This window comes from Chelatococcus asaccharovorans, assembly GCF_003201475.1.
Classification (GTDB): Bacteria; Pseudomonadota; Alphaproteobacteria; order Rhizobiales; family Beijerinckiaceae; genus Chelatococcus; species Chelatococcus asaccharovorans.
The window spans coordinates 199,542-223,841 of record NZ_QJJK01000003.1; the positions used below are offsets into that span (position 1 = coordinate 199,542).

27 protein-coding genes are annotated in these 24,300 nt (G+C 64.0%); 23 read left to right on the forward strand and 4 right to left on the reverse strand.

Going from position 1 to position 24,300, the window contains the following annotated elements; translation table 11 throughout:
* Nucleotides 1–75: 75 nt before the first annotated feature.
* Nucleotides 76–975, reverse strand: a complete 900-nt coding sequence (locus C7450_RS08455) for an amidohydrolase family protein (protein ID WP_110374288.1) — start codon at nucleotides 973–975, stop codon at nucleotides 76–78.
* Between the two features lie 223 nt (nucleotides 976–1,198).
* Nucleotides 1,199–1,426 (reverse strand): hypothetical protein, encoded by a 228-nt coding sequence (locus tag C7450_RS08460; protein WP_110373998.1) that lies wholly within the window; start codon nucleotides 1,424–1,426, stop codon nucleotides 1,199–1,201.
* A 196-nt stretch (nucleotides 1,427–1,622) separates the two neighbouring features.
* Between C7450_RS08460 and C7450_RS08470 the strand changes: the two genes are divergently transcribed.
* The 20 genes from C7450_RS08470 (at nucleotide 1,623) to C7450_RS08565 (ending at nucleotide 21,925) form a co-directional block, all read left to right on the forward strand.
* Entirely contained in the window at nucleotides 1,623–2,939 is a 1,317-nt protein-coding gene (locus tag C7450_RS08470; protein ID WP_210206403.1) for an ROK family protein, read from the forward strand.
* Nucleotides 2,940–3,188: 249 nt separating this feature from the next.
* A complete protein-coding gene (locus tag C7450_RS08475) occupies nucleotides 3,189–3,554 on the forward strand; it encodes an NADH-quinone oxidoreductase subunit A (RefSeq protein ID WP_110374001.1) in 366 nt (121 codons plus the stop codon).
* On the forward strand, nucleotides 3,545–4,129 hold the full coding sequence (locus tag C7450_RS08480) for a NuoB/complex I 20 kDa subunit family protein (RefSeq protein WP_110374002.1): 585 nt from the start codon (nucleotides 3,545–3,547) through the stop codon (nucleotides 4,127–4,129). The genes C7450_RS08475 and C7450_RS08480 overlap by 10 nt, the downstream gene beginning before the upstream one ends.
* A gap of 14 nt (nucleotides 4,130–4,143) precedes the next feature.
* Nucleotides 4,144–4,803: an NADH-quinone oxidoreductase subunit C gene (locus tag C7450_RS08485; RefSeq protein WP_110374003.1), complete on the forward strand. Its 660-nt coding sequence runs from the start codon at nucleotides 4,144–4,146 to the stop codon at nucleotides 4,801–4,803.
* Nucleotides 4,804–4,808: 5 nt separating this feature from the next.
* The gene (locus C7450_RS08490; protein WP_110374004.1) at nucleotides 4,809–5,255 is read left to right on the forward strand and encodes a GFA family protein; all 447 of its coding nucleotides are present in this window, start codon (nucleotides 4,809–4,811) and stop codon (nucleotides 5,253–5,255) included.
* A complete protein-coding gene (locus tag C7450_RS08495) occupies nucleotides 5,252–6,442 on the forward strand; it encodes an NADH-quinone oxidoreductase subunit D (RefSeq protein ID WP_110374005.1) in 1,191 nt (396 codons plus the stop codon). The genes C7450_RS08490 and C7450_RS08495 overlap by 4 nt, the downstream gene beginning before the upstream one ends.
* Nucleotides 6,443–6,466: 24 nt before the next feature.
* The gene (gene nuoE / locus C7450_RS08500; RefSeq protein ID WP_110374006.1) at nucleotides 6,467–7,417 is read left to right on the forward strand and encodes an NADH-quinone oxidoreductase subunit NuoE; all 951 of its coding nucleotides are present in this window, start codon (nucleotides 6,467–6,469) and stop codon (nucleotides 7,415–7,417) included.
* A gap of 6 nt (nucleotides 7,418–7,423) precedes the next feature.
* Nucleotides 7,424–8,725, forward strand: coding sequence for an NADH-quinone oxidoreductase subunit NuoF (nuoF, locus tag C7450_RS08505; RefSeq protein WP_110374007.1), 1,302 nt, complete (start codon nucleotides 7,424–7,426; stop codon nucleotides 8,723–8,725).
* Between the two features lie 6 nt (nucleotides 8,726–8,731).
* Nucleotides 8,732–10,813 (forward strand): NADH-quinone oxidoreductase subunit NuoG, encoded by a 2,082-nt coding sequence (gene nuoG / locus C7450_RS08510; protein WP_110374008.1) that lies wholly within the window; start codon nucleotides 8,732–8,734, stop codon nucleotides 10,811–10,813.
* A gap of 12 nt (nucleotides 10,814–10,825) precedes the next feature.
* Nucleotides 10,826–11,869: an NADH-quinone oxidoreductase subunit NuoH gene (nuoH, locus tag C7450_RS08515; RefSeq protein WP_110374009.1), complete on the forward strand. Its 1,044-nt coding sequence runs from the start codon at nucleotides 10,826–10,828 to the stop codon at nucleotides 11,867–11,869.
* 7 nt (nucleotides 11,870–11,876) lie between these two features.
* Nucleotides 11,877–12,116 (forward strand): hypothetical protein, encoded by a 240-nt coding sequence (locus C7450_RS33895; protein ID WP_110374010.1) that lies wholly within the window; start codon nucleotides 11,877–11,879, stop codon nucleotides 12,114–12,116.
* Nucleotides 12,117–12,167: 51 nt separating this feature from the next.
* Nucleotides 12,168–12,656, forward strand: a complete 489-nt coding sequence (gene nuoI / locus C7450_RS08525) for an NADH-quinone oxidoreductase subunit NuoI (RefSeq protein ID WP_110374011.1) — start codon at nucleotides 12,168–12,170, stop codon at nucleotides 12,654–12,656.
* Between the two features lie 96 nt (nucleotides 12,657–12,752).
* Entirely contained in the window at nucleotides 12,753–13,361 is a 609-nt protein-coding gene (locus C7450_RS08530) for an NADH-quinone oxidoreductase subunit J (RefSeq protein ID WP_110374012.1), read from the forward strand.
* 12 nt (nucleotides 13,362–13,373) lie between these two features.
* Nucleotides 13,374–13,682, forward strand: a complete 309-nt coding sequence (nuoK, locus tag C7450_RS08535) for an NADH-quinone oxidoreductase subunit NuoK (protein ID WP_110374013.1) — start codon at nucleotides 13,374–13,376, stop codon at nucleotides 13,680–13,682.
* 7 nt (nucleotides 13,683–13,689) lie between these two features.
* Entirely contained in the window at nucleotides 13,690–15,729 is a 2,040-nt protein-coding gene (gene nuoL, locus C7450_RS08540) for an NADH-quinone oxidoreductase subunit L (protein ID WP_110374014.1), read from the forward strand.
* Entirely contained in the window at nucleotides 15,729–17,240 is a 1,512-nt protein-coding gene (locus C7450_RS08545) for an NADH-quinone oxidoreductase subunit M (RefSeq protein WP_110374015.1), read from the forward strand. The genes nuoL and C7450_RS08545 overlap by 1 nt, the downstream gene beginning before the upstream one ends.
* Nucleotides 17,241–17,252: 12 nt before the next feature.
* Complete coding sequence (nuoN, locus tag C7450_RS08550) at nucleotides 17,253–18,692, forward strand: NADH-quinone oxidoreductase subunit NuoN (RefSeq protein WP_110374016.1); 1,440 nt, start codon at nucleotides 17,253–17,255, stop codon at nucleotides 18,690–18,692.
* Between the two features lie 2 nt (nucleotides 18,693–18,694).
* Nucleotides 18,695–19,498 carry a biotin--[acetyl-CoA-carboxylase] ligase gene (locus C7450_RS08555; protein ID WP_110374017.1) on the forward strand — a complete coding sequence of 268 codons (804 nt, stop codon included), beginning with the start codon at nucleotides 18,695–18,697 and terminating at the stop codon, nucleotides 19,496–19,498.
* A gap of 383 nt (nucleotides 19,499–19,881) precedes the next feature.
* A complete protein-coding gene (locus tag C7450_RS08560; RefSeq protein ID WP_110374018.1) occupies nucleotides 19,882–21,549 on the forward strand; it encodes a ribonuclease J in 1,668 nt (555 codons plus the stop codon).
* Between the two features lie 112 nt (nucleotides 21,550–21,661).
* The gene (locus C7450_RS08565; protein ID WP_245449541.1) at nucleotides 21,662–21,925 is read left to right on the forward strand and encodes a DUF1467 family protein; all 264 of its coding nucleotides are present in this window, start codon (nucleotides 21,662–21,664) and stop codon (nucleotides 21,923–21,925) included.
* A 138-nt stretch (nucleotides 21,926–22,063) separates the two neighbouring features.
* On the opposite strand, the gene C7450_RS08570 is transcribed toward C7450_RS08565, so the two are convergent.
* Together C7450_RS08570 and C7450_RS08575 are read right to left on the reverse strand one after the other, a co-directional pair.
* On the reverse strand, nucleotides 22,064–22,279 hold the full coding sequence (locus tag C7450_RS08570; RefSeq protein ID WP_110374019.1) for a hypothetical protein: 216 nt from the start codon (nucleotides 22,277–22,279) through the stop codon (nucleotides 22,064–22,066).
* Between the two features lie 207 nt (nucleotides 22,280–22,486).
* The gene (locus tag C7450_RS08575; protein WP_110374020.1) at nucleotides 22,487–22,696 is read right to left on the reverse strand and encodes a cold-shock protein; all 210 of its coding nucleotides are present in this window, start codon (nucleotides 22,694–22,696) and stop codon (nucleotides 22,487–22,489) included.
* A 210-nt stretch (nucleotides 22,697–22,906) separates the two neighbouring features.
* Here C7450_RS08575 and C7450_RS33500 point away from each other — a divergent pair, with 210 nt between their 5' ends.
* The 3 genes from C7450_RS33500 to C7450_RS08580 all read left to right on the forward strand — a co-directional run bounded on the left by C7450_RS33500 (nucleotide 22,907) and on the right by C7450_RS08580 (nucleotide 24,283).
* Nucleotides 22,907–23,110 carry a hypothetical protein gene (locus C7450_RS33500; RefSeq protein WP_146227299.1) on the forward strand — a complete coding sequence of 68 codons (204 nt, stop codon included), beginning with the start codon at nucleotides 22,907–22,909 and terminating at the stop codon, nucleotides 23,108–23,110.
* A complete protein-coding gene (locus C7450_RS33505) occupies nucleotides 23,107–23,325 on the forward strand; it encodes a hypothetical protein (protein WP_146227300.1) in 219 nt (72 codons plus the stop codon). The genes C7450_RS33500 and C7450_RS33505 overlap by 4 nt, the downstream gene beginning before the upstream one ends.
* A gap of 163 nt (nucleotides 23,326–23,488) precedes the next feature.
* A complete protein-coding gene (locus tag C7450_RS08580; protein WP_110374021.1) occupies nucleotides 23,489–24,283 on the forward strand; it encodes an SOS response-associated peptidase in 795 nt (264 codons plus the stop codon).
* Nucleotides 24,284–24,300 lie beyond the last annotated feature (17 nt).

Below are 24,300 nucleotides of genomic sequence, written 5' to 3' on the forward strand. Positions count from 1 at the left end.
ATCCCCTTCGCGTCGCTGCGCAACGCCGGGGATGACACGGAGGGGCCGCCGTTCCCTCTCGCCGGCGGGGTGACCTCAAGCCAGCCGATAGATCCGCGCGGCATTGGTGGCGAAAAGCTGGCTCTGCTCGGTCGGCGAACTCCCCCTGATCAGCGCATGGGTGGCCTCGACCCAGCGGGTCAGGCTGCCGGTCAGCGTGCAGACCGGCCAGTCACTGCCCCAGACGAGCCGGTCCCAACCGAAGACGTCGATAACATGCGCGGCGGCGGGCCGCAGGTCCTCCACCGTCCACTCGGTGGGGGCGGCATAGGAGATCAGCCCCGAGAACTTGCAGGTCACGCTGGGCAGGCGGGCGAGTGCCGCCATGTCAGCCTTCCATGCATCAGGCGGCCCGGCGCCCGGTTTGCCGCAATGATCCAGCACGAACGTAACGTCCGGGCAGCGGGCGGCGAGCGCCGTCGCCAGCGGCAGCTCGTGGCCGAGGACGCAAAGGTCGAAGGTGAGGCCGAGAGGTGCCAATCGCCGCAGGTTTTCCACGAGCAAAGGGTTTTCGTAGATCTCCGGCTTGCCCTGGAAGACATGGCGGAGGCCCTTGACCAGAGGGTTCGCCGCGAGCCGCTCAGTGTGTTCGGCAAAACCCGGCAGGTCCGGCCGGCATCCCGCTATCGCCCCGACGACGGGGGCGCCGAGACCCGTCGTATAGGCCGCTTCCGCCGCGGCCTGATCGGGCGCCACATCCACCTCCATATGCAGCGCCGCGGTGATTCCAAGGGCTTGCGCCTCGTGCCAATAGCTGTCGAGCGTGAAGGCGCGCTGGAGCCCCGGCTCATGCGCTATCCAGGGATAGGCGAAGCGGTGCGGTTCGATGAGATGGAGATGGGTGTCGATGAGATTCGGCGGCTGCGCGGTCGAGCCGCGGGCGGAGGCTTGCTCCTCTGCGTCGGCTGTTCCCGCCTGATGGACTTGATCCCGCATCGCCGCCTCCCGAGAGCACCCGCCGAATGCGATGCTCAAAGACGGAGAAGCGACGTCCTGTTGCCGCCGCAGCGTGCGCTCCTCCATCGCGCCGACCATAGAGGATCGTCATCGCGCACGACAAGGTGCCGAGCGCGCTGGCTCTGCCAAGCCAGCGCTTGCAAAGTTGCCTTGCCAAGGCCAGCGATGCATGCGGATCCGCCATAATCCGCATGCATGGACTTTACTGGCGCATGCGGGTGATTTCCCAGAGCGCCGCCAGTTTCTCGGGCGTCAGCGTCTCGCCGCTTTCCGTCCGGACCCAGGCGATATCCTTGTTGCCCGGCTTCTGCGTCATCGCGAAGGCCACGGCATCGTCGAGCGTCTCGAAGTCGATGGCGTCGCGTTCGCTGGCTTCGCGATTGGCCGACCAATATTGCAACCGCGCAGGCTTGTTGAGTTCGGCGTGCATGCAAGCCTCCTTCCTGTGATGGGGTTAGCGAGAGGAGAACGATCAAAGACGGGATGGGTTCGCCCGGTGCCTCCTTCCGCGATCCGCGTCATCGGAACCATGGCGGGGTGTCGCGGGTTGGGAGATGACAGGCAAGCCCAAGCCCAAACCCAAGCCCAAGCCTCACGGCTCCCGCTCACGCGCGTCAAAGGCCCAGATGACAAATTCGGCAAATGATCCGGCCAAGAAGCCCGCCAAGACACTCCCCAAGAAGCCCGCCAAGACACTCCCCGAGTCCCCCGCCAAGACACTCTCCGAGACCCCCGCGAAGTCCCCCGCCAAGGAGCCCGCCAAAGGGCCTGCCAAGGAGCTTGCCAAGGAGCCCGCCAGGAAGCCTGCCCCCGCGAACAAACCGACAGGCAAAGTGAGGAGCGGGGGCGGCACTGACAGAAACGCGCCCGACACCGCGGAGGTCCCTCCGCCGGCCGTGGGAGTCCACGGAGCCGATGTCCTTCCGTCCGTGATCGTCGAGACCTACAACGCGGAACTGCGGGATGACGAGGGCTTTGTTGGCGACCGTGCGGCCAAGGGCGCCTTCACGGAGATTCTCGACAATCTGCGCAAGACGCTGCGGGAATACGGCGATGATCCGCTCGGCGAGGCGGACACGGACGCCATCAAGCGCAGCAAGCTGGAGGCCATCCTCGCCAAGGGCGACTCGGCCGCCGCCGCATTGGTGATGAGTGCCATCGAGGACTACGCGCAGGAATTGACGGCGGTCATCCGCCGCTTCCGGCGGCAGAAGTCGTGGTCCAGTGTGGAGCGTATCGTGTTTGGAGGCGGCTTTCGCGACAGCCGTGTCGGGGAACTCGCCATCGGCCGGGCGTCCGTTCTTCTCAAGCAGGACGGTCATGGCGTCGAACTGGCGTTGATCCGCAACCATCCCGACGAGGCCGGTCTCATCGGGGCCGTGCATCTCGCCCCATCCTGGATGTTCGCCGGCCATGACAGTATTCTGGCGATCGATATCGGCGGGACGAATATCCGTGCCGGCGTCGTCCACCTCAAGCACAAGAAGGACCCCGATCTCGGCAAGGCCTCGGTCTGGGAGACCGAGATCTGGCGCCATCGGGACGAGAAGCCGACGCGCCGGGAGGCCGTCGAGAGGCTGGTGGGCATGGTGGAAGGTCTCATCGAAAAGTCGGTCGAGGCCGAGCTTGTCCTTGCGCCGTTCATCGGCATCGGCTGCCCGGGTGAGATCGCCGGCGACGGCTGCATCACCAAGGGCGCGCAAAACCTGCCGGGAAACTGGGAAGGCAGCCGCTTCAATCTGGCGCGTGAACTCCAGCAGGCGATTCCGGTCATCGGTGACCACGAGACCGCGGTGCTCATCCACAACGATGCCGTCGTGCAGGGGCTGAGTGAGGTGCCTTTCATGGCTGATGTGGAGAGATGGGGCATCCTCACGATCGGCACAGGCCTCGGCAACGGCGTTTTCGTCAACCGGCGCAAGGGCGACGGGACAATCGATTAGCCAAGCTCCGCATTTCTTCGGCCTTTAAGGCCCCGATAACGCAACTGCGATAGCCAATGCGGCAGCGCAGCACTTGCGTGATGAGGCCCAATGGAATAAGCCTCCCCCGCAGATGCGAACCACTCTAAAGGCGCAAATTCTCCAAGCGGGGCTTTGGCTTCGTGGATAGACTGGGCGCCGTGAGGGTCACATCGCTCACATTGAGTCGTTTTTCGCCCGCGCTTTGCGGGCCCTGCCTGCGAGTTCCGGATGCAAAGCCTCCTGGCCGACTATCTGCCGCTCGTGATTTTCATCGGCGTATCGCTCGTCATCGGGCTTGCGCTCTTGATATCGCCTTTCATCGTGGCCTATTCGCGGCCGGATCCCGAAAAGCTGTCTGCCTACGAATGCGGCTTTAATGCCTTTGACGATGCGCGCATGAAATTCGATGTGCGCTTCTACCTTGTGGCGATCCTCTTCATTATCTTTGATCTTGAAGTGGCCTTCCTGTTCCCGTGGGCAACCGTCTTCGGTGGGCTCGGCTGGGCCGGCTTCTGGTCGATGATGCTCTTCTTGGGCGTTCTCACCATCGGCTTCATCTACGAGTGGAGAAAGGGAGCCCTGGAATGGGATTGATCACTGACGCCAAGCAGCCGGGCGTGGCGCCGGCGGGTGGTGGTCTCATCCTGCCGCAGGGTGGAGCGCAGCCGGCGCGTCACGATTCATTTTTCACCGGCCTGAACGACGAGCTTGCCGACAAGGGCTTTCTGGTCACGTCGACGGATGAGCTCATCACATGGGCCCGTACCGGCTCGTTGATGTGGATGACCTTCGGTCTCGCGTGCTGCGCCGTCGAGATGATGCAGGTGTCGATGCCGCGCTACGACGTCGAGCGCTTCGGATTCGCACCGCGCGCCTCGCCGCGCCAGTCCGACGTGATGATCGTCGCCGGCACGCTGACCAACAAGATGGCACCCGCGCTGCGCAAGGTCTACGACCAGATGCCGGAGCCGCGCTACGTGATCTCGATGGGCTCCTGCGCCAACGGCGGCGGCTACTATCACTATTCCTATTCGGTGGTGCGCGGCTGCGATCGCGTCGTGCCCGTCGACATCTATGTTCCTGGCTGCCCGCCGACGGCGGAAGCGCTGCTCTACGGCGTTCTCCTTCTCCAGAAGAAGATCCGCCGTACCGGCACCATTGAACGCTGATTGCGGGTGATCGCATGACGACGGATATCGACCCCAACGCCGCCAAGGACGAGACCCATGAGGCGCCGGCCCCGCTTGGTGAGCTCGAGGCGCTGGCCTTACATATTGCCGGCGCACTCGGTGAGGGCATCGTATCGGTCATCGCCTTCGGCGAACTCGCCATTCTCGCCCCTGCCAGCGACATCGTCCGGGTTCTGACGTTCCTCCGCGACGATCCGGCCTGCCGTTTCGTGAATTTCACCGACATCTGCGGCGTCGATTATCCCGCGCGGCCGATGCGCTTCGATGTCGTCTATCACCTCCTGTCGCCATCGTTTAACCGGCGCATTCGGGTGAAGGTCCAGGCCGACGAGGCGACCCGTGTGCCGAGCGCGGTCGGGGTATTTCCCGCGGCGGACTGGTTCGAGCGCGAGGTCTACGATCTCTACGGCGTCATCTTCTCCGGTCATCCGGACCTCCGGCGCATCCTGACCGACTATGGTTTCGAGGGGCATCCGCTGCGCAAGGATTTCCCGCTGACCGGCTTCGTTGAGGTTCGCTACAACGACAGCGAGAAGCGCGTCGTCTACGAGCCGGTGCGACTGAACCAGGAGTTCCGCAACTTCGACTTCCTGTCGCCGTGGGAGGGCACTGAGTACATTTTGCCCGGCGACGAAAAAGCGAAGGGGAACTGAGCGCGATGGCTTCGCAAGCATCATCGGCCATCCCCGGGGGCTGTCTGTGCGGCGCGGTCCGTTTCTCGGCCGTGCCGGCCAAGCACGAGATGAACGTCTGCCATTGCGGCATGTGCCGGCGATGGAGCAGCGGCGTCTTCATGGCCGTGCCCTGCACCGAGATCACCTTCGCCGACGAGAGCGCGCTGGGGGTCTATCCGTCGTCCGAATGGGGCGAGCGCCTGTTCTGCAAGACCTGCGGATCGAGCCTGGTCTGGCGCTTGCGCGGCGGTGAAGGCGGCCATGTCGAGGTTTCGATGCATAGCTTCGACGACACGTCGTCATTCGTCTTCGCCGAAGAGATCTTTATCGACGAAAAGCCGGATCTCTATGGTTTCGCGGGGGATCGCTCGCGCAAGACCGGTGCCGAGATCATGGCCGAATTCGCCGCACAACAGGCGGGATCAGAATGAGCGAGCACGAGATCCGCAATTTCTCGATCAACTTCGGGCCTCAGCATCCGGCGGCCCACGGCGTGCTGCGCCTGGTGCTGGAGCTCGACGGCGAGGTTGTCGAACGCGTCGATCCGCATATCGGGCTGCTGCATCGCGGCACCGAGAAGCTGATCGAGGCCAAGACCTATCTGCAGGCCGTGCCCTATTTCGATCGGCTCGACTATGTCGCGCCGATGAACCAGGAACACGCCTTTGCGCTGGCCGTCGAGCGCCTCCTCGACATCACGGTGCCGCGGCGCGGCCAGTTGATCCGCGTGCTGTATTCGGAGATCGGCCGGCTTCTGTCGCATCTCCTCAACGTCACCACGCAGGCCATGGACGTGGGCGCGCTGACCCCGCCGCTCTGGGGCTTCGAGGAGCGCGAGAAGCTCATGGTGTTCTATGAGCGGGCTTCCGGCGCGCGCATGCATGCGGCCTATTTCCGGCCGGGCGGCGTGCATCAGGACCTGCCGCCGAAGCTCGTCGACGACATTTATGCCTTCTGCGACCCGTTCCTGAAGGTTTGCGACGATCTCGAGGACCTCCTCACGGAGAACCGCATCTTCAAGCAGCGCAACGTCGATATCGGCGTGGTCACCCTAGACGAATGCTGGGCCTGGGGCTTCTCCGGCGTGATGGTGCGCGGCTCGGGCGCGGCCTGGGACCTGCGCAAGGCGCAGCCCTATGAGTGCTACGAGGAGCTCGATTTCGACATCCCCGTCGGCAAGAACGGCGACTGCTACGACCGTTACTGCATCCGCATGGAGGAGATGCGGCAGTCCACCCGCCTGATGAAGCAATGTTGCGAGTTGTTGCGCTCGCCGTCAGGGCAGGGGCCGCATTCGACCGTCGACAACAAGATCGTTCCGCCGAAGCGGGGCGAGATGAAGCGCTCGATGGAGGCGCTCATCCATCACTTCAAACTCTATACCGAGGGCTACCACGTGCCGGCTGGCGATGTTTACGCCGCGGTCGAGGCGCCCAAGGGCGAGTTTGGCGTGTATCTCGTCTCGGATGGCACCAACAAGCCCTACCGCTGCAAGATCAAGGCGCCGGGCTTCGCACATCTCCAGGCGATGGATTTCATCTGCCGCGGGCACATGCTGGCGGACGTCTCGGCGATCCTCGGGTCGCTCGACATCGTGTTCGGGGAGGTTGACCGGTGACCATGATGCTGAGGAGCTGCTGATATGGCCGTCCGCCGCCTTGCCCCTGCCGAGGTCCAGCCGTCGTCCTTCGCCTTCACGGCGGAGAATGCCGTTTGGGCCGGCGAGCAGATCGCTAAATATCCCGAGGGTCGCCAGGCCTCTGCCGTCATTTCGCTCCTGTGGAAGGCGCAGGAACAATGCGGCGGCTGGCTGCCGGAAGCCGCCATCCGCAACGTCGCCGAGCTGCTCGGCATGGCCTATATCCGTGTTCTGGAGGTCGCGACCTTCTACACGATGTTCAACCTCGAGCCGGTCGGCAAATATTTCGTCCAGCTCTGCGGAACGACCCCCTGCATGGTGCGTGGCGCCGGTGCGCTGCGCGATGCGTTGCAGGCCCGGTTCGGCGACCAGCACCACGTCTCGGCGGACGGCAACTTCTGCTGGCTCGAAGTCGAATGCCTCGGTGCCTGCGCCAACGCGCCGATGGTGCAGATCAACAACGATTATTACGAAGACCTGACGCCGGAGAGCCTCAACACGTTGCTCGACGATCTGGCGGCCGGCAAGCCGGTGAAGATCGGCCCGCAGAACGGGCGTACCTCGTCCGAGCCCGCGGGCGGCCTGACCTCGCTGACGGATCCCGCGCTTTACGACGGTTCCGTCATCGGCACCTGGAAGAAGCGTTTCGAGGAAGAAGAGGCCAAGGCCAAGGCCGCCGCCGAGGAAAAGGCGAAAGCCGAGGCCGCCGCAGCCGCAGCAGAGGCGGCCGAGGTCAAGGAGCCGGCGAAATCCGCCGGCACGCGGCCCGAGCAGCAGGCGGCCGATACACCCGCCGAGCGCGTCGCGGAAGGCAAGGCGCCGGTGTCGGCCGAAGACAAGACGAAGGCTGCTCCCACCAATCCGCCCGAGGAACACGAGCGGGCGAAGGACAAGGGTGCAGTGCCGACGGTTGGGGGAAAGCCGTCCGATCCCGACGACAAGGCGAAGGGGTGAGCGGCCATGCTTCATGACAGGGACCGCATCTTCACGAATCTCTACGGGCTGCAGAGCCCGGGCCTGGACGCCGCGCGGATGCGCGGCAACTGGGACGGGACGAAGTTCCTGCTGGAACAGGGCCGTGACTGGATCATCGACGAGATGAAGAAGTCGGGCCTGCGCGGCCGCGGCGGCGCCGGCTTCCCGACCGGCATGAAGTGGTCCTTCATGCCGAAGCAGTCGGACGGGCGCCCGCATTATCTCGTCGTCAATGCGGACGAATCGGAGCCCGGCACCTGCAAGGACCGCGAGATCATGCGGCATGATCCGCATCTCCTGGTCGAGGGCTGCCTGATCGCGTCCTTCGCCATGGGCGCGCATGCCGCCTATATCTACATTCGCGGCGAGTATATCGCCGAGCGCGACGCCCTGCAGCGCGCGGTCGATGAGGCCTATGAGGCGAAGCTCATCGGCAAGGACAACGTCCACGGCTATCCCTTTGATCTCTATGTGCATCACGGCGCCGGCGCCTATATCTGCGGCGAAGAGACGGCGCTGTTGGAAAGCCTCGAAGGCAAGAAGGGCATGCCGCGGCTGAAGCCGCCATTCCCCGCCAATATGGGGCTCTACGGCTGCCCGACGACGGTCAACAACGTCGAGTCCATCGCGGTCGCCGGCACCATCTTGCGGCGCGGTGCGGCGTGGTTTGCAAGCTTCGGCCGGCCGAACAACGTCGGCACCAAGCTCTATGGCATCTCCGGCCATGTGAACACGCCCTGCGTCGTCGAGGACGCGATGAGCATCCCCTTCAAGGAGCTCATCGAGAAGCACGGCGGCGGCATCCGTGGCGGCTGGGACAACCTGCTCGCCATCATCCCCGGCGGCGCGTCCTGCCCGGTCATTCCGGCCGAGCAGTGCATGGACCTGATCATGGACTTCGACGGCACCCGCGCCGTGAAGTCGAGCTTCGGCACGGCCGGCGTGCTCGTCATGGACAAGTCCACCGACATCGTCCGGGCGATCGCGCGCATCTCCTACTTCTTCAAGCATGAGAGCTGCGGCCAGTGCACGCCCTGCCGCGAAGGCACGGGCTGGATGTGGCGCGTGCTGAACCGCATGGCCGAGGGCCGTGCGCAGAAGCGCGAGATCGATGCGCTCCTCGATGTGACCACCCGGATCGAGGGCCACACCATTTGCGCCCTGGGCGACGCGGCCGCCTGGCCGGTCCAGGGCCTCATCCGGCATTTCCGCCCCGAGATCGAGCGGCGGATCGACCAATATGCGGCCAATCCGCATAGCGAGCCTGTCCTGCAGGCGGCGGAGTAAGACGAGATGGCGAAGATCATCGTCGACGGCAAGGAGATCGACGTCCCGGCGGAGTTCACGCTCCTCCAGGCCTGCGAGGAAGCGGGCGCCGAGATTCCGCGCTTCTGCTATCACGAGCGTCTGTCGATTGCCGGCAATTGCCGCATGTGCCTTGTCGAGGTGAAGGGCGGGCCGCCGAAGCCGGTGGCCTCCTGCGCCATGGGCGTGCGCGACCTCCGGCCGGGGCCGAACGGCGAGCCGCCGGTAGTGTTCACGCGCTCACCGATGGTGAAGCGCGCGCGCGAAGGGGTGATGGAATTCCTCCTCATCAACCACCCGCTCGACTGCCCGATCTGCGATCAGGGCGGTGAATGCGACCTGCAGGACCAGGCGATGGCCTACGGCGTCGACACGAGCCGCTACGCCGAGAACAAGCGGGCCGTCGAGGACAAATACATCGGTCCGCTCGTCAAGACGTCGATGAACCGCTGCATCCATTGCACGCGCTGCATCCGCTTCACGACGGAGGTCGCCGGCGTGCCGGATCTCGGCGCCATCGGCCGCGGCGAGGACATGGAGATCACGACCTATCTCGAGCATGCCATGCGCTCGGAGCTGCAGGGCAATGTCATCGACCTCTGCCCGGTCGGTGCGCTGACCTCGAAGCCTTACGCCTTCCAGGCGCGGCCGTGGGAGCTGACGAAGACCGAGTCGATCGACGTCATGGACGGGCTGGGGTCGGCCATCCGGGTCGACGCGCGCGGTCGTGAGGTGATGCGCATCCTCCCGCGCACCAATGACGCCGTCAACGAAGAGTGGATCTCGGACAAGACCCGCTTCATCTGGGACGGCCTGCGCCGCCAGCGTCTCGACCGACCCTACCTGCGCGAGAACGGCAAGCTGCGCCCGGCCTCATGGAACGAGGCCTTTGCGGCCATCGCGATGAAGGTCAAGGCAGCGAAGCCCGAGCGGATCGGCGCGATCGTCGGTGATCTCGCCTCCGTCGAAGACAGCTTCGCCCTCAAGCTTCTCATGGAGAAGCTCGGCTCCGCGAATATCGACGGACGCGGTGATGGCACCGCGCTCGATCCAAAGGGCGGGCGCGCCAGCTATCTCTTCAATGCGACCATCGCCGGCATCGACGATGCCGATGCCATCCTGATCGTCGGCTCCAACCCGCGCATCGAAGGTTCGGTGCTGAACGCGCGCATCCGCAAGCGTTGGCGCAGCGGCCCGGTATCGATCGGGCTGATCGGCGAAGCGGTCGATCTGACCTATCCCTATGAGTATCTCGGCGCGGGGCCGGCGACGCTGACCGACCTCGTCAACGGCGACCACAGCTTCACGAAGGTGCTCGCCGAGGCCAAGCGGCCGCTGATCATCCTGGGGCAGGGCGCGCTGACGCGTGCGGACGGCGCTGCCGTCCAGGCACTGGCCGCCAAGCTCGCGCTTGCCGTCGGTGCGGTGAAAGACGGCTGGAACGGCTTTTCCGTGCTGCATACGGCCGCCTCGCGCGTCGGATCGCTCGAGCTTGGCCTCGTGCCGGGCGAGGGCGGGCTCGATGCCCGGGCCATGGCCGGCGCGGACGCGCTCGACGTGCTGTTCCTTCTCGGCGCCGACGAAGCCGAGGTCGCCCCCGGCGCCTTCGTGGTCTACCAGGGCACCCACGGCGACAACGGCGCCCACCGCGCCGACGTCATCCTGCCAGGTGCTGCCTATACCGAGAAGTCCGGCACCTACGTCAATACCGAAGGGCGCGTCCAGCTCGCCAATCGCGCGGCCTTCCCGCCGGGCGATGCCCGCGAGGACTGGGCGATCCTGCGTGCGCTCTCCGACGTCATCGGCCAGCGACTGCCGTTCGACAGCCTGAGCCAGTTGCGCCAGACGCTCTATGCCACTTATCCGGAATTTGCCGATATCGACAGCGTGCTCGTCGGTGACCCCGCCGGGCTCGCGGCCGTTGCCGCCGCGGGCGGTGCCGTCAGCGAGGCGGCCTTCGTCTCCGCGGTCAACGACTTCTACCTGACCAACCCGATCGCCCGTGCGTCGACGGTGATGGCCGAATGTTCGGCCCTTGCTCTCGGTGTCGTGCGGCAGGCCGCCGAATAAGGGGCTCGATTGATGGACCTTCTCCTCACGATCGCGCTCATCGTCGGCAAGAGCCTCCTGCTGCTCGTCGCGCTGCTGATCTTCATCGCCTATATCCTTTTGGCCGACCGCAAGGTCTGGGCGGCGGTGCAGCTGCGGCGCGGCCCGAATGTCGTCGGCCCCTTCGGCCTGTTCCAGTCCTTCGCCGACCTCCTGAAATTCGTCTTCAAGGAGCCGGTGGTGCCGGCAGGCTCCGACAAGGCGCTCTTCCTGCTGGCGCCGCTCCTGACCTGCGTCCTCTCGCTTGCCGGCTGGGCCGTCATTCCGCTAGCGCAAGGCTGGGCGATCGCCGATCTCAACCTCGGCGTGCTCTATCTGCTCGCGATCTCCTCGCTCGGCGTCTACGGCATCATCATCGGCGGCTGGGCGTCGAACTCGAAATACCCCTTCCTGTCGGCGCTCCGTTCCGCGGCGCAGATGGTGAGCTATGAAGTCTCCATCGGCTTCGTCGTGATCACGGTTCTTTTGTGCGTCGGCTCGCTCAACCTCACGGCGGTCGTGCAGGCGCAGGAGACGCGTGGCCTCGCGACGATGCTCGGCGTGCCGTGGCTCACGTTCCTCAACTGGTACTGGCTGCCGCTCCTGCCGATGCTGGTGATCTTCTTTATCTCGGCGCTCGCTGAGACGAACCGTCCGCCCTTCGATTTGGCAGAGGCGGAATCGGAGCTCGTCGCCGGTTTCATGGTCGAATATTCCTCGACCCCGTATCTCCTGTTCATGCTCGGCGAATATGTGTCGATCGTGCTGATGTGCGCGATGACGACCATCCTGTTCTTCGGTGGCTGGTCGCCGCCGATCGCGCTGCCGCCGTTCACCTGGGTTCCCGGGGTCATCTGGTTCATCCTGAAGGTCTGCCTCGTCTTCTTCATGTTCGCCATGGTGAAGGCCTTCGTGCCGCGCTATCGCTACGACCAGCTCATGCGGCTCGGCTGGAAGGTCTTCCTGCCGATTTCGCTGGCCATGGTCGTGATCGTGGCGGCGGTGCTGCAGCTGACGGGATGGGCGCCGACGCCGTGAGGCGGTGGTGCTGTCGGACGCGGGATTAGCTGGCGCTCTCATCGGTTTGGCGGTGGGCGCATTGAACCGGTGGATCATCCTCAGGATGGTCCAACAATACGTGCAGGCTGTCGACGATGCGTCGCCGACGGACGAGGAGAGGGCGACCTTCGCGGCCAGGACCCGGCGGTTCCGCAGGTTTCTGGTCGCCAAGTCGCTGGTGGTGTTTCCAATCGTCGGCTACGCCCTGGGCGAAGCCATCGATTGATCGTAACGCGTTTCGCGCGATTGTCGCGCCGTTTGGAGAATGGAGCCAGTCATGGGGCTCGATCAGGCCGCAAGGTCGCTGTTCTTGAAGGAGTTCGTATCGGCATTCTTCCTGTCGATGCGCTATTTCTTCAAGCCCAAGGCAACCTTGAACTATCCCTTCGAGAAGGGAGAGCTCTCGCCACGCTTTCGCGGCGAGCACGCGCTGCGTCGCTATCCCAATGGCGAGGAGCGCTGCATCGCGTGCAAGCTGTGCGAGGCGATCTGCCCGGCGCAGGCCATCACCATCGAGGCCGGCCCGCGCCGCAACGACGGGACCCGCCGCACGACGCGTTATGACATCGACATGGTGAAATGCATCTACTGCGGCTTCTGCCAGGAGGCCTGCCCGGTGGATGCCATCGTCGAGGGGCCGAATTTCGAATTCGCCGTGGAGACCCGCGAGGAGCTCTACTACGACAAGGAGCGGCTCCTGGATAACGGGGCCCGCTGGGAGCGTGATATCGCGCGCAATATCGCCAGCGACGCTCCCTATCGCTGATTGTTTTTCCCGCCGATCTTCATCATCGGGGGGCTGCCGGTCTCAACCGGCGAGGCCCGATGACGGAGCGACGGACCACCGCACGGGGCAGTGCCTATGACGGGGCAAGCTTTCTTCTTCTATCTCTTCGCCGGGGTGTGCATCGCCTCCGCCTTCATGGTGATCGCCTCGCGCAATCCCGTGCATGCGGTGCTGTTCCTCATCCTGGCCTTCGTCAACGCCGCCGGGCTCTTCATGCTGATGGGCGCGGAATTCCTGGCGCTGATCCTGGTGGTCGTCTACGTCGGCGCGGTCGCGGTGCTGTTCCTCTTTGTGGTCATGATGCTCGATGTCGACTTCGCGGAATTGCGCGAGGGCTTCCTGAGCTATCTGCCGATAGGGGCCTTAATCGGGGTGATCTTCCTGGTCGAGCTCGTCCTCGTCATCGGCCTCTTTTCGGTTGATCCGGCGAGCGTCAGGCCGGCGGTGGTCGCCACGGCCACGGACGTGTCCAACATCCAGGCCATCGGCCAGGTGCTTTACACGCGCTATTTCTTCTTCTTCCAGGCGGCCGGCTTCATCCTGCTCGTCGCCATGATCGGCGCCATCGTGCTGACGCTCCGCCACAAGCCGAATGTGAAGCGTCAGGACGTCGCCGCGCAGGTGGCCCGCAACAAGGCCTCGGCGATGGAAGTCCGCAAAGTGCCGTCGCGGCAGGGCGTATAAGGGGACGGGGCAATGACCATCGGGCTTGTTCACTATCTCACGGTCGCGGCCGTCCTGTTCACCCTGGGCGTGTTCGGCATCTTTCTGAACCGCAAGAACGTCATCGTCATCCTGATGTCCATCGAGCTCATCCTGCTCGCGGTGAACATCAACTTCGTGGCGTTCTCGACGCATATGGGCGATATCGTCGGGCAGGTCTTCGCGCTCTTCGTTCTGACGGTGGCTGCGGCGGAAGCGGCCATCGGTCTTGCCATTCTCGTCGTCTATTTCCGCAACCGCGGCACGATCGCGGTTGAAGACATCAACATGATGAAGGGCTGACGGCGCGATGTACCACGCAATCGTCTTCCTGCCGCTGGTGGGTTTTCTGATCGCCGGCATCTTCGGCAATAAGATCGGCGCGCGCGCCAGCGAGGTCGTCACGACGTCGCTGCTCGCTGTCGCCTGTGCGCTGTCCTGGGTCGCCTTCGTCCGCGTCGGCTTCTACGGCGAGGACGCGCAGGTGAAGATCGCGAGCTGGATCGTCTCCGGCAGCTTCAGCGTCGACTGGGCCTTCCGCATCGACACGCTGACGGCGGTCATGCTGATCGTCGTGACGACCGTCTCGATGCTCGTGCACCTCTACTCGATCGGTTACATGCATGAGGATCCGGCCCGGCCGCGGTTCTTCGCCTATCTCTCGCTGTTCACCTTCGCCATGCTCATGCTGGTGACGGCCGACAACCTGCTGCAGATGTTCTTCGGCTGGGAAGGCGTCGGCCTGGCGAGCTATCTGCTCATCGGCTTCTGGTATGAGAAGCCGTCGGCCAACGCGGCGGCCATCAAGGCCTTCGTCGTCAACCGCGTCGGCGATTTCGGCTTCCTGCTCGGCATCTTCCTGCTCTTCGTCTTGTTCGGCACCGCCTCCTTCGATGAGCTCTTCCCGCGCGTCGGGGAACTGGCGGACGCAAAATTCCATATCTTCGGCCATGATTACCATGCGCTGACGGTGGCCGCGTTCCTCCTGTTCATGGGCGCCATGGGCAAGTCCGCGCAGTTCCTGCTGCACACCTGGCTGCCTGACGCCATGGAAGGCCCGACCCCGGTGTCGGCGCTGATCCATGCCGCGACCATGGTGACGGCGGGCGTGTTCATGGTGGCGCGCATGTCACCGGTCTTCGAATATGCGCCGGCCGCGCTTACCTTCGTCACGGTGATCGGCGGCATCACGGCCTTCTTCGCGGCAACGGTCGGCCTCGTGCAGAACGACATCAAGCGCGTGATCGCCTATTCGACCTGCTCGCAGCTCGGCTACATGTTCGTGGCGCTCGGCGTCGGCGCCTATTCGGCGGGTGTCTTCCACCTCTTCACCCACGCCTTCTTCAAGGCCTTGCTGTTCCTCAGCGCAGGCTCGGTCATCCACGCGATGCACCACGAGCAGGACATGCGCCACATGGGTGGGCTCCGGCGCTACATCCCGTTTACCGCGGCGATGATGACCGTCGGCAATCTCGCCCTGACGGGGTTCCCCTTCACGGCAGGCTATTTCTCGAAGGATGCGATCATCGAAGCGGCCTATGCCTCGCATAATCCCGCCGCCGGCTTTGCCTTCATCGCCACCGTGATCGCGGCGCTGATGACATCCTTCTACTCCTGGCGCCTCTATTTCCTGACCTTCGAGGCCAAGCCGCGCTGGGGTGAGCATGCGGAGGCGAGCCATGCGCACGGCCATGACGCCCATGGCCATGCGCACGGCCATGACGATCACGCACAGGATGATCACGCGCATGACGATCATGGCCATGGCCATGGCCACGACCTGAAGCCGCATGAGAGCCCGCTGGTCATGCTCATTCCGCTGGCCGTACTGGCGGTCGGCGCCTTGTTCGCCGGCGGTCTGTTCAAGTCCTTCTTCATCGGCGAGAACTACGACGCCTTCTGGCGGGGCGCGCTGTTCGCAGGGCCGGAGAACCACATCCTGCATGAGATGCACGACGTGCCGACCTGGGTCGTGTGGTCGCCTTTCGTGATGATGGTGCTCGGCTTCGTGCTGGCGCTGTGGTTCTACATCATCAACCCGCGCATCCCCGTCAGCCTCGCGCAGTCCAACCCGATCCTGTACCGCTTCCTGCTCAATAAGTGGTACTTCGACGAGATCTACGACTTCCTCTTCGTCCGCCCTGCCAAGTGGCTTGGCACCTTCCTGTGGAAGAAGGGCGATGGCTGGCTGATCGACGGCTTCGGGCCGGACGGCGTGTCGGCGCGGGTCGTCGATGTCACCAATCGGGTCGTGCGGCTGCAGACCGGTTATGTCTATCACTACGCCTTTGCCATGCTCATCGGGGTCGCTGCCTTCGTAACGTGGTATCTGGTCGGGGGAGCGCATTGATGTTCGGCTTCGGCATTCTCTCCGGCCTGCTCATCCTGCCGCTCCTTGGCGCAGCCTTCATCCTGGTCTTGCGCGGTGACGAGGAGGCGGTTGCCTCCAACGCGCGCTGGGGCGCGCTGATCACGACGGTCATCACATTCCTGCTGTCGCTCTTTGCCTGGAGCCAGTTCGACGCGGCGAACCCGGCCTTCCAGCTGGTCGAGACGCATCGCTGGCTGTCGGATTCGATCGCCTTCAAGCTTGGCGTCGACGGCTTCTCGATGCCCTTCGTGGTGCTGACCGCCTTCCTGATGCCGTTCTGCATGCTGGCGTCCTGGCATTCGGTCCATCATCGGGTGAAGGAATATTTCGTCGCCTTCCTGGTGCTCGAGACGACGATGATCGCGGTCTTCGCTTCGGCCGACCTCATCCTCTTCTACCTGTTCTTCGAAGCCGGCCTGATCCCGATGTTCCTGATCATCGGCATCTGGGGGCACGATCGCCGCATCTATGCGAGCTTCAAGTTCTTCCTCTACACCCTGCTCGGCTCGGTGCTGATGCTGCTGGCCGTGCTGGCCATGTACTGGGATGCCGGCACCACCGATATCGCGACGCTCCTGACCCACAAGTTCCCGGTCTCGATGCAGACCTGGCTGTGGCTCGCCTTCTTCTCGTCGCTCGCGGTGAAGATGCCGATGTGGCCGGTGCATACCTGGCTGCCGGACGCGCATGTGGAGGCGCCGACGGCGGGCTCGGTCATCCTGGCGGGCATTCTCCTGAAGATGGGTGGCTACGGCTTCATCCGCTTCTCGCTGCCGATGTTCCCGGATGCCTCGGCCTATTTCGCGCCGCTCGTCTTCGCCTTGTCGGTCATCGCCATCGTCTACACCTCCCTCGTCGCCTTGATGCAGGAGAACATCAAGAAGCTGATCGCCTATTCCTCGGTCGCCCATATGGGCTTCGTGACCATGGGCCTGTTCAGCATGACGGAGCAGGGCATCCAGGGCGCAATGTACCAGATGGTCAGCCATGGCCTCGTGTCGGGTGCGCTGTTCCTTGCGGTCGGCGTCGTCTATGACCGCACGCACACGTTGCGTATCGATGCCTATGGCGGGCTGGTGGAGCGTATGCCGCGCTACGCGCTCGTCTTCATGATCCTCACCATGGCGAATGTCGGGCTGCCCGGCACCTCCGGCTTCGTCGGCGAGTTCCTCACCTTGATGGGTACCTTCCGGGCCAATCCCTATGTGGCCATGATCGCGGCGACGGGCGTGATCCTCTCGGCGGCCTATGCCCTGTGGCTCTATCGCCGGGTCGTGTTCGGCAAGCTCGAGAAGCCGAGCCTGAAGGCAATCACCGATCTCGACACGCGCGAAGTCGTCATATTCGTTCCCCTCGTTCTGCTCATCATCTGGTATGGCGTGCAGCCGCACGGCATTCTGGAGGCCTTCGCCGCGTCGACGGACAACCTCCTGCGCAGCACCGAGGCTGCGCTCGCCGGCGTCAAGACCGCCGCCTTCCTTTCGCATTAAGGCATAGAACCGATGGCACCGCTCTTCCCAGCCTTCAGTGTGGTCCTGCCGGAATTCATTCTGGCGGCGGGCGCGCTTGTGCTCGTCCTGATCGGCGCCATCCGCGGCGAGCGCTCCAACGGCCTCGTCTCGGCCCTCGCGGTGGCTTTGATTGCGGCGGCGGGCATCGCGGTGGCCTTCCAGGGCGGCGAGCGTGCGGAGGCCTTCGGCGGGTCCTTCGTCGTCGACAATTTCGCGCGCTTCATGAAGATGCTGGCGCTCATCGGTTCGGCCGCGGCACTTCTTCTGGCGCGCGACTTCTTCCAGCGCGCCAAGCTCGACCGGTTCGAATACCCGATCCTCGTCGTGCTTGCGACGCTCGGCATGATGATGATGATCTCGGCGAATGATCTCATCGCGCTCTATCTGGGTCTCGAGCTGCAGAGCCTCGCGATCTATGTCATCGCCGCCTTCGACCGCGACAACGCGCGTTCCTCGGAAGCCGGTCTGAAATATTTCGTCCTCGGTGCGCTCTCCTCGGGCATGCTGCTGTACGGCTCGTCGCTCGTCTACGGCTTCACCGGCACGGTCGCCTTTCCCGGGATCGCGGCGGCGGTCGCGGGCGGCCATGGCGGTACAGGCCTCATCTTCGGGCTTGTGTTCATTGCCGCCGGACTCGCCTTCAAAATTTCCGCCGTGCCGTTCCACATGTGGACCCCGGACGTCTACGAAGGCGCGCCTTCGCCCGTCACCGCCTTCATGGCGAGCGCACCGAAGGCCGCTGCCATGGCGCTCTTGGTGCGGGTCTTCGTCGGCGCCTTTCCGGATATCATCGGCCAGTGGCGCCAGATCATCGTCTTCGTGGCGATCGCCTCCATGGTGCTCGGCGCCTTCGCCGCCATCGGCCAGCGCAACATCAAGAGGCTGATGGCCTATTCGTCCATCAGCCATATGGGCTATGCGCTGGTGGGGCTGGCTGCGGGAACCGCGAACGGTGTTCAGGGCGTCCTTATCTATCTCGCGCTCTATCTCGCCATGACGCTCGGCACCTTCGCCTGCATCATCGCCATGCGCCGCGAGAGCGGGCAGGTCGAGACCATCGACGATCTGGCCGGCCTGTCGAACAGCCAGCCGGTGCTGGCGTTCCTGTTTGCGATGCTGCTCTTCTCGCTCGCAGGTATTCCGCCTCTGGCGGGCTTCTTCGCCAAGCTCTACGTGTTTGGTGCAGCCATCGAGGCGAAGCTCTACGGGTTGGCCGTCATCGGCGTGCTGGCGAGCGTGGTGGGCGCCTTCTACTACCTGCGCATCATCAAGCTCATGTATTTCGACGAGCCGAAGGCCGGCGCCTACCAGCCCATGGCGCCGGAAGTGCGCTTTGTGCTCGGTGTATCGAGCGTTGTCGTCATTCTGTTCTGGCTGGCGCCGGCGTCGATCGTGGCGGCTGCCTCCGCCGCAGCGAAATCGCTCTTCTGAGAATGGTGTTCAGTCTCGGGCAAGCGGCCCGCACGGCCGGCTTCGCGCTCGCCGCCTTCGAGAGCCTCGGATCGACCAACGCCGAGGCGATGGCCATCGGCAAGGCTGGCCTGACGCGGCCGACATGGGTGGTCACCGCGCGCCAGACGGCAGGTCGCGGCCGGCGCGGCAATGCCTGGGCCAATGGTTCGGGCAATCTCGCGGCCTCGCTCGTCATGGTGACCACTGTGACACCAGCGGTGGCGGCGACGCTCGGTTTCGTTGCGGGGCTCGCGCTGACGGACGCGATTGCCGCCATCGCTCCCTATTTCGACAGCGGGGCGGCGGGCGGGCATCGTCTGCTCTTGAAATGGCCGAATGACGTCATGGGCGATGGAGCGAAGCTCGCGGGCATCCTCCTCGAAAGCGAGCAACTGGCCGATGGCCGGCGCATCGTCGTTGTCGGTATCGGCGTCAATGTCGCAGCGGCGCCGGAGGGAATGCCGTATAAGGTAGCCTCGCTGTCGTCGCTCGGCGCCCCCGTGACAGCGGAGGACGTGTTTTCCGCGCTGACGGACAGTTGGGTCGAGGGCGTGGCACTCTGGGACGAGGGCAGGGGCGTAGGCGCTATTCGCAGCCGCTGGCTGAAGCGCGCGGCAGGCCTTGGCGCTGACGTAGCGGTGCATATCGGGCGGGAAATCGTGCGGGGCACCTTCGAGACCATCGACGACTCAGGCCAACTCGTCATACGAAGGACGGAGGGGGGCACGGTGGCGGTCGCCGCCGGCGATGTCCATTTCGGGGCTGCGGCAACTGCCAGGGTGTAACAGGAACACAGCACTGCATTTGGTCTCAACGTCTCGATCCATCTCCCCGATATTGGCGGCCGACCGAAGGGCGAGCGCATGCGCGCTTCGCTCGTATTCCGTTGCACCGTGCGGATGCGCGACGTTCCTGCCGCGCGGTCTGACCTGGACTATCCGCAGCCCGTTTTCGGCCATTGTGGGGTGGACCGGCTTCGGGACAGCCCTGTCGCGGATTGCCAGAGCGACGGACGCCCTCGGAGACCGGAGGCGGCCGCTCTATCTCTATGTTCATGCATCGGATTTGCCCTGACGTCGTAGAGGCTCCGGAACAAGGGCCAGTGCTTTAATAAGGGCAAGTGCTTTGGCCCGATGCTTTAGTCGTTTTTGAGGAAGGACAGGAGGGTATGGCGCCCCGCACCGACAGTTTGGTCTTCGCAGCCCTCGGCGGGCTCGGTGAGATCGGCATGAACCTGAGCCTCTATGGCTTCGGTCCCGAGAACCGTCGCCAATGGCTGATGGTCGATTGCGGCGTGAGCTTCGCGGGCGAGGACGTGCCCGGGATCGATCTGGTGCTGCCGGACATCCGTTTCATCGAGGAGGAGCGCAAGAACCTCGTCGGCATCGTCATAACCCATGCCCATGAGGATCACATCGGCGCAATCGCCGATCTGTGGCCGCGCCTGCGCGTTCCGGTCTACGCCACGCCCTTTGCGGCGGGCCTTCTGGAAGCGCGCCGCCTCTCCGAGCCTGGTGCGCCCAAGGTGGAGATCCATGTCGTCCCACAGGGCGGGCGTGTCGTCCTGCCGCCCTTCGATTGCGAATTCATCCCCGTCGCCCATTCGATTCCGGAAGCCTGCGCGCTCGCCATCCGCACGCCGCTCGGTCTCGTTGTCCATTCCGGGGATTGGAAGATTGATCCGACGCCGCCGATCGGCCTGCCGACCGACGAGGCCCGCCTGCGGGAACTCGGCGAAGAAGGCGTTCTCGCGCTGATCTGCGACTCCACCAATGTTCTGCGCGAGGGGGCGAGCCCGAGCGAGGCGGACGTCGCCGTCACGCTTGCCGAGATCATCAAGGCCTCGCCGGCGCGCGTCGCCGTCACGACCTTCGCCTCGAATGTCGCGCGCCTGCATTCCGTCGCGCGGGCGGCAGCCTTGGCCGAGCGGGAGGTCGTCGTCTTCGGCCGGGCGATGGAGCGCGCGCTCGATGTGGCGGGGGATTGCGGCTATCTCGAGGGCTTGCCGGCGTTTCGCTCGCCGGACGTCTATGGCTATCTGCCGCGCGACAAGGTGGTCGCCCTCCTGACGGGCAGTCAGGGCGAGCCGCGCGCCGCGCTGGCACGGGTGGCGACGGACAGCCATCCCGACATGACGCTTGCTCCCGGCGACCGCGTGATCTTCTCGTCGCGGACGATTCCCGGCAACGAGCGTTCGGTCAACCGCATCATCAACAGTCTCGCCCAGCGGGGCATCGAGATCATCACCGATCGCAATCATCTCGTCCATGTCTCCGGGCATCCCAGGCGCGGCGAGATGGAAGCGCTCTATAGCTGGCTGAAGCCGGCGATCGCCATTCCAGCGCATGGCGAGGCGTTGCATCTGACCGAGCATAGGGATTTCGCGCGCGCCATGGGCGTGCCGGAGGTCCTGCGGCCGATGAATGGCGAGGTGGTGCAACTGGCGCCCGGCAAGCCGTCGGTGGTCGATGAACTGCCGGTGGGCCGGGTCTACAAGGATGGAACCGTGCTCGTCGACAGTGGCGAACCTGTCGTGCCGGAGCGCCGCCGCCTGTCCTTCAGCGGGGTCGTCACCGTGTCGCTCGCCCTGGACGCCAAGGGAGATCTGGCGACGGATCCGCATGTGTCCTTCAGCGGGTTGCCGGGGGCCTTCGGCGCCGATAGCACAGTCGAACTGATCGGCGATGCGATCGCTGACGTCCTCGATGGCCTGCCGCGGGCCAAGCGTCGCGATCCGGACAGTGTCGCGAAGGCCATCGAGCGCGCAATCCGCTCGGAGATCCAGCACGCCTGGGGCAAGAAGCCCACCTGCCACGTGCATGTTCTTGCCGTATAGACAGGGAAGGCGCGGGCCAGTCCGCGTCAGGAGGTGGCCATGATCGTCCGGTCGGTCATCATGGCGAAGCCCCGCGCCTGCGCGACGGATGATCGAAGGGACCTGGGCCGGAATGTTGGACGATTATCTGCCGATGTCGACGATCACCGGATCGTTGGCGCTGTTCTTCATCATCTGGTGGACGACACTTTTCGCCATCCTGCCGTTCTGGGTCCGCAGCCAGGCCGAGGATCAGGCGAACCATGAGATACCCGCCGGAACCGAGCCGGGCGCACCGCAACATCCGATGCTGCTCCGCAAGATCCTCGTCACGACGGCGGTGTCGGTCGTTGTCTTTATCGTTGTGAGCGTTATCGTCAACAACGTCGATCTCTGAGCGGTCCCCTCACATGCAAATGGCCCCGTCGCTGACAGGGCCATGATACACAGGCGAGCACGCGATCATTGGTGCTTCACCTCATCTGCAATCTCGATCGAGCGGGTCGAGGGCATCACACCCTGGCGCCGCCTCGTTTCATGCGGGTTGCAGAGCGCATTGATCGGGCTTCAGCCCGAAGCGATCAGCCAGATGCCAACGGAGCTCGCGGGGCGAGCGATAGCGGTAGCTGCGATCGATAAGGTGACTGAGATCCTGCCGACGCCCGGACATGTCGGTCCAGAGCTTTTCGACGGTGAAGCTTTCGCCAACACGGCGACTCGCAATGCGCCTAGGCGCGAATATAAAGTTCATAACATTATCCTTTGTTATTGGGTCTTGCCGACCGGTCGTTGAGATGAGCAATCCGGCTGGGGCCGGCGATGGCTGCTTTTGGTAGCCTTGCTCTAAAATCAAAACCTTGGACGAACTCCATCCTTTCCGGTGTTGCCACCTGGATGGATAGACACGTCAGGCTGGACGGCCCGTCAGTTCCGGGCCGCCCGAGATCCGCAAGTCGGCTCAGGAGGCCTGAAGGTTGACGGCAGCTTCCTTGCCGGTGCGGCGGTCAGCCTCGACCTCGTAGGAGATCTTCTGGCCTTCCACGAGCCCGACGAGCCCTGAACGCTGCACAGCGGAGATGTGAACGAAAACGTCCTTCCCGCCGGCGTCAGGCTGAATGAAGCCGTAACCCTTCTGATCGTTGAACCACTTTACAGTACCTGTCGCCATAGAAAGTCCTTTCGGCCATGGGTAAACGCCGGCAGCCACATCCGCTGACCGTCGAACTCTGTCGATTTGGAGAGGTAGTCTGAAGGAGCACGCAGCTTGGCGAAAGCGAATAAGTGCATCCATCCGGCCCATCGTCCGGTCAACATCGTGCATCATATGTAAGCGGAAATGCGTCTTTTGGCAAGATGGCTGACGAGGCCCGATCGGCGCTTGGGTGAAAATAAAAGAAATTCAAAGCGTTGGAAAAAATTCGTGACGATCGGGACCGGCATCACGCCGGCTGCCCAGACGCCGGGAGGAGGGCTGCGGCCCAGCCGCGCTATGACCGCACGCGTGCGGGAAACCATCGCGTCGCGCGCGGATAAGCCTATTCAAATGAACCCTGTGATGAACCGGACGGACATCGCCGCGTGACGCGGGTTGGTGCTGGATTGCCGCTTCCGGACATGCTCTATTTGATTGAATTTGATAGGCGGTACCCGCTCGATGTCGATCGCGTGATCGCATGTCAAATTCGAAAATTCCACGGGAATCATAAACATCCTCCTGTGGTGGATTTGAAATTCGTCACGGAATGGATCGACGGCGATGAACGCATTTCAGATCCGAAAACCGCACGAGAATCATGACCTTGCTCGTGTCCTCATCGAATTCGAAATTCCAACGACGCCTCCCGGACATCAGACGAATTGCGGATCGGGGACACGAGTGGTCCTCCTGTTTTCAACATTTGCCATCGAGGTCGATACCAATGGGATGCAAATGTTGAAAGCGAACCACTAGTCGCCGACCATGTGCGGTCGCATCATTCAGGCCAGCGAGCCGGAACGTCTCGCCCTCGGCATTGTGCGGGCCGTTGTCGAACCGATGTCGCCGCGCTTCAAGGCCCGCTACAACGGCGCGCCCGGCCAGCCGTTATGGGTGCTGCGCGAGCATCCTCAGACCGGTGAATGCAGGCTTGGCCTCCTGCGTTGGGGCCTTATCCCGTCGTGGTCGCAAGGGCAGACAGGCGGGCGCCGGCCGATCAACGCGAAGGCGGAGACAGTCCACAGCCTGGCGAGTTTCCGCCAGGCCTTTGCCCATCGGCGTTGTCTCGTACCCGTCGATGGCTTCTTCGAGTGGCAGGCCCTATCGGGCGCGCGGGCCAGGCAGCCCTACGTGATCGCCATGCGCCATGCGGCCCCCTTCGCGCTGGCGGGGATCTGGGAGAACTGGCGGCATCCGACGCATAGCTGGGTGCGGACCTTCTGTATCCTGACAACGCAGGCCAATGCCTGTCTCAAGGCAATCCACGATCGCATGCCGGTGATTATCGGCCCGGATGGCTATGACCGATGGCTGTCGCCGCAGGAGGCTGATCCGCGTGACATGCTGCGCCCCTATCCGGCCGGCGACATGACCCTCTGGCCGGTATCACGCCGGGTGAATACCCCGGCGAATGACGATGCCGCGCTGATACAGGCGATCGAGATGCCCGAGCAGGTCGAGAATGTGCAGGCCGAGAATGAGCAGGCCGAGAATGTGCAGGTCGCGAATGAGCCCGCTGAGCCGGATCTGTTCTCTCCTCTCGCCTCGCCGGCCTTTTGACGTCAGGATATCTGTCC

What these genes read in the sequence shown, in the direction of transcription:
- C7450_RS08580 (WP_110374021.1), top strand. Translation starts at nt 23,489, where the DNA reads ATGTGCGGTCGCATCATTCAGGCCAGCGAGCCGGAACGTCTCGCCCTC.
- nuoH (WP_110374009.1), top strand. Translation starts at nt 10,826, where the DNA reads ATGGACCTTCTCCTCACGATCGCGCTCATCGTCGGCAAGAGCCTCCTG.
- C7450_RS08565 (WP_245449541.1), top strand. Translation starts at nt 21,662, where the DNA reads ATGTTGGACGATTATCTGCCGATGTCGACGATCACCGGATCGTTGGCG.
- nuoF (WP_110374007.1), top strand. Translation starts at nt 7,424, where the DNA reads ATGCTTCATGACAGGGACCGCATCTTCACGAATCTCTACGGGCTGCAG.
- C7450_RS08555 (WP_110374017.1), top strand. Translation starts at nt 18,695, where the DNA reads ATGGTGTTCAGTCTCGGGCAAGCGGCCCGCACGGCCGGCTTCGCGCTC.
- C7450_RS08490 (WP_110374004.1), top strand. Translation starts at nt 4,809, where the DNA reads ATGGCTTCGCAAGCATCATCGGCCATCCCCGGGGGCTGTCTGTGCGGC.
- C7450_RS08560 (WP_110374018.1), top strand. Translation starts at nt 19,882, where the DNA reads ATGGCGCCCCGCACCGACAGTTTGGTCTTCGCAGCCCTCGGCGGGCTC.
- C7450_RS08460 (WP_110373998.1), bottom strand. Translation starts at nt 1,426, where the DNA reads ATGCACGCCGAACTCAACAAGCCTGCGCGGTTGCAATATTGGTCGGCC.
- C7450_RS08485 (WP_110374003.1), top strand. Translation starts at nt 4,144, where the DNA reads ATGACGACGGATATCGACCCCAACGCCGCCAAGGACGAGACCCATGAG.
- nuoI (WP_110374011.1), top strand. Translation starts at nt 12,168, where the DNA reads ATGGGGCTCGATCAGGCCGCAAGGTCGCTGTTCTTGAAGGAGTTCGTA.
- nuoL (WP_110374014.1), top strand. Translation starts at nt 13,690, where the DNA reads ATGTACCACGCAATCGTCTTCCTGCCGCTGGTGGGTTTTCTGATCGCC.
- C7450_RS08570 (WP_110374019.1), bottom strand. Translation starts at nt 22,279, where the DNA reads ATGAACTTTATATTCGCGCCTAGGCGCATTGCGAGTCGCCGTGTTGGC.
- nuoE (WP_110374006.1), top strand. Translation starts at nt 6,467, where the DNA reads ATGGCCGTCCGCCGCCTTGCCCCTGCCGAGGTCCAGCCGTCGTCCTTC.
- C7450_RS08455 (WP_110374288.1), bottom strand. Translation starts at nt 975, where the DNA reads ATGCGGGATCAAGTCCATCAGGCGGGAACAGCCGACGCAGAGGAGCAA.
- C7450_RS08475 (WP_110374001.1), top strand. Translation starts at nt 3,189, where the DNA reads ATGCAAAGCCTCCTGGCCGACTATCTGCCGCTCGTGATTTTCATCGGC.
- C7450_RS08480 (WP_110374002.1), top strand. Translation starts at nt 3,545, where the DNA reads ATGGGATTGATCACTGACGCCAAGCAGCCGGGCGTGGCGCCGGCGGGT.
- C7450_RS08575 (WP_110374020.1), bottom strand. Translation starts at nt 22,696, where the DNA reads ATGGCGACAGGTACTGTAAAGTGGTTCAACGATCAGAAGGGTTACGGC.
- C7450_RS08530 (WP_110374012.1), top strand. Translation starts at nt 12,753, where the DNA reads ATGACGGGGCAAGCTTTCTTCTTCTATCTCTTCGCCGGGGTGTGCATC.
- nuoN (WP_110374016.1), top strand. Translation starts at nt 17,253, where the DNA reads ATGGCACCGCTCTTCCCAGCCTTCAGTGTGGTCCTGCCGGAATTCATT.
- C7450_RS08495 (WP_110374005.1), top strand. Translation starts at nt 5,252, where the DNA reads ATGAGCGAGCACGAGATCCGCAATTTCTCGATCAACTTCGGGCCTCAG.
- C7450_RS08545 (WP_110374015.1), top strand. Translation starts at nt 15,729, where the DNA reads ATGTTCGGCTTCGGCATTCTCTCCGGCCTGCTCATCCTGCCGCTCCTT.
- C7450_RS08470 (WP_210206403.1), top strand. Translation starts at nt 1,623, where the DNA reads ATGACAAATTCGGCAAATGATCCGGCCAAGAAGCCCGCCAAGACACTC.
- nuoK (WP_110374013.1), top strand. Translation starts at nt 13,374, where the DNA reads ATGACCATCGGGCTTGTTCACTATCTCACGGTCGCGGCCGTCCTGTTC.
- nuoG (WP_110374008.1), top strand. Translation starts at nt 8,732, where the DNA reads ATGGCGAAGATCATCGTCGACGGCAAGGAGATCGACGTCCCGGCGGAG.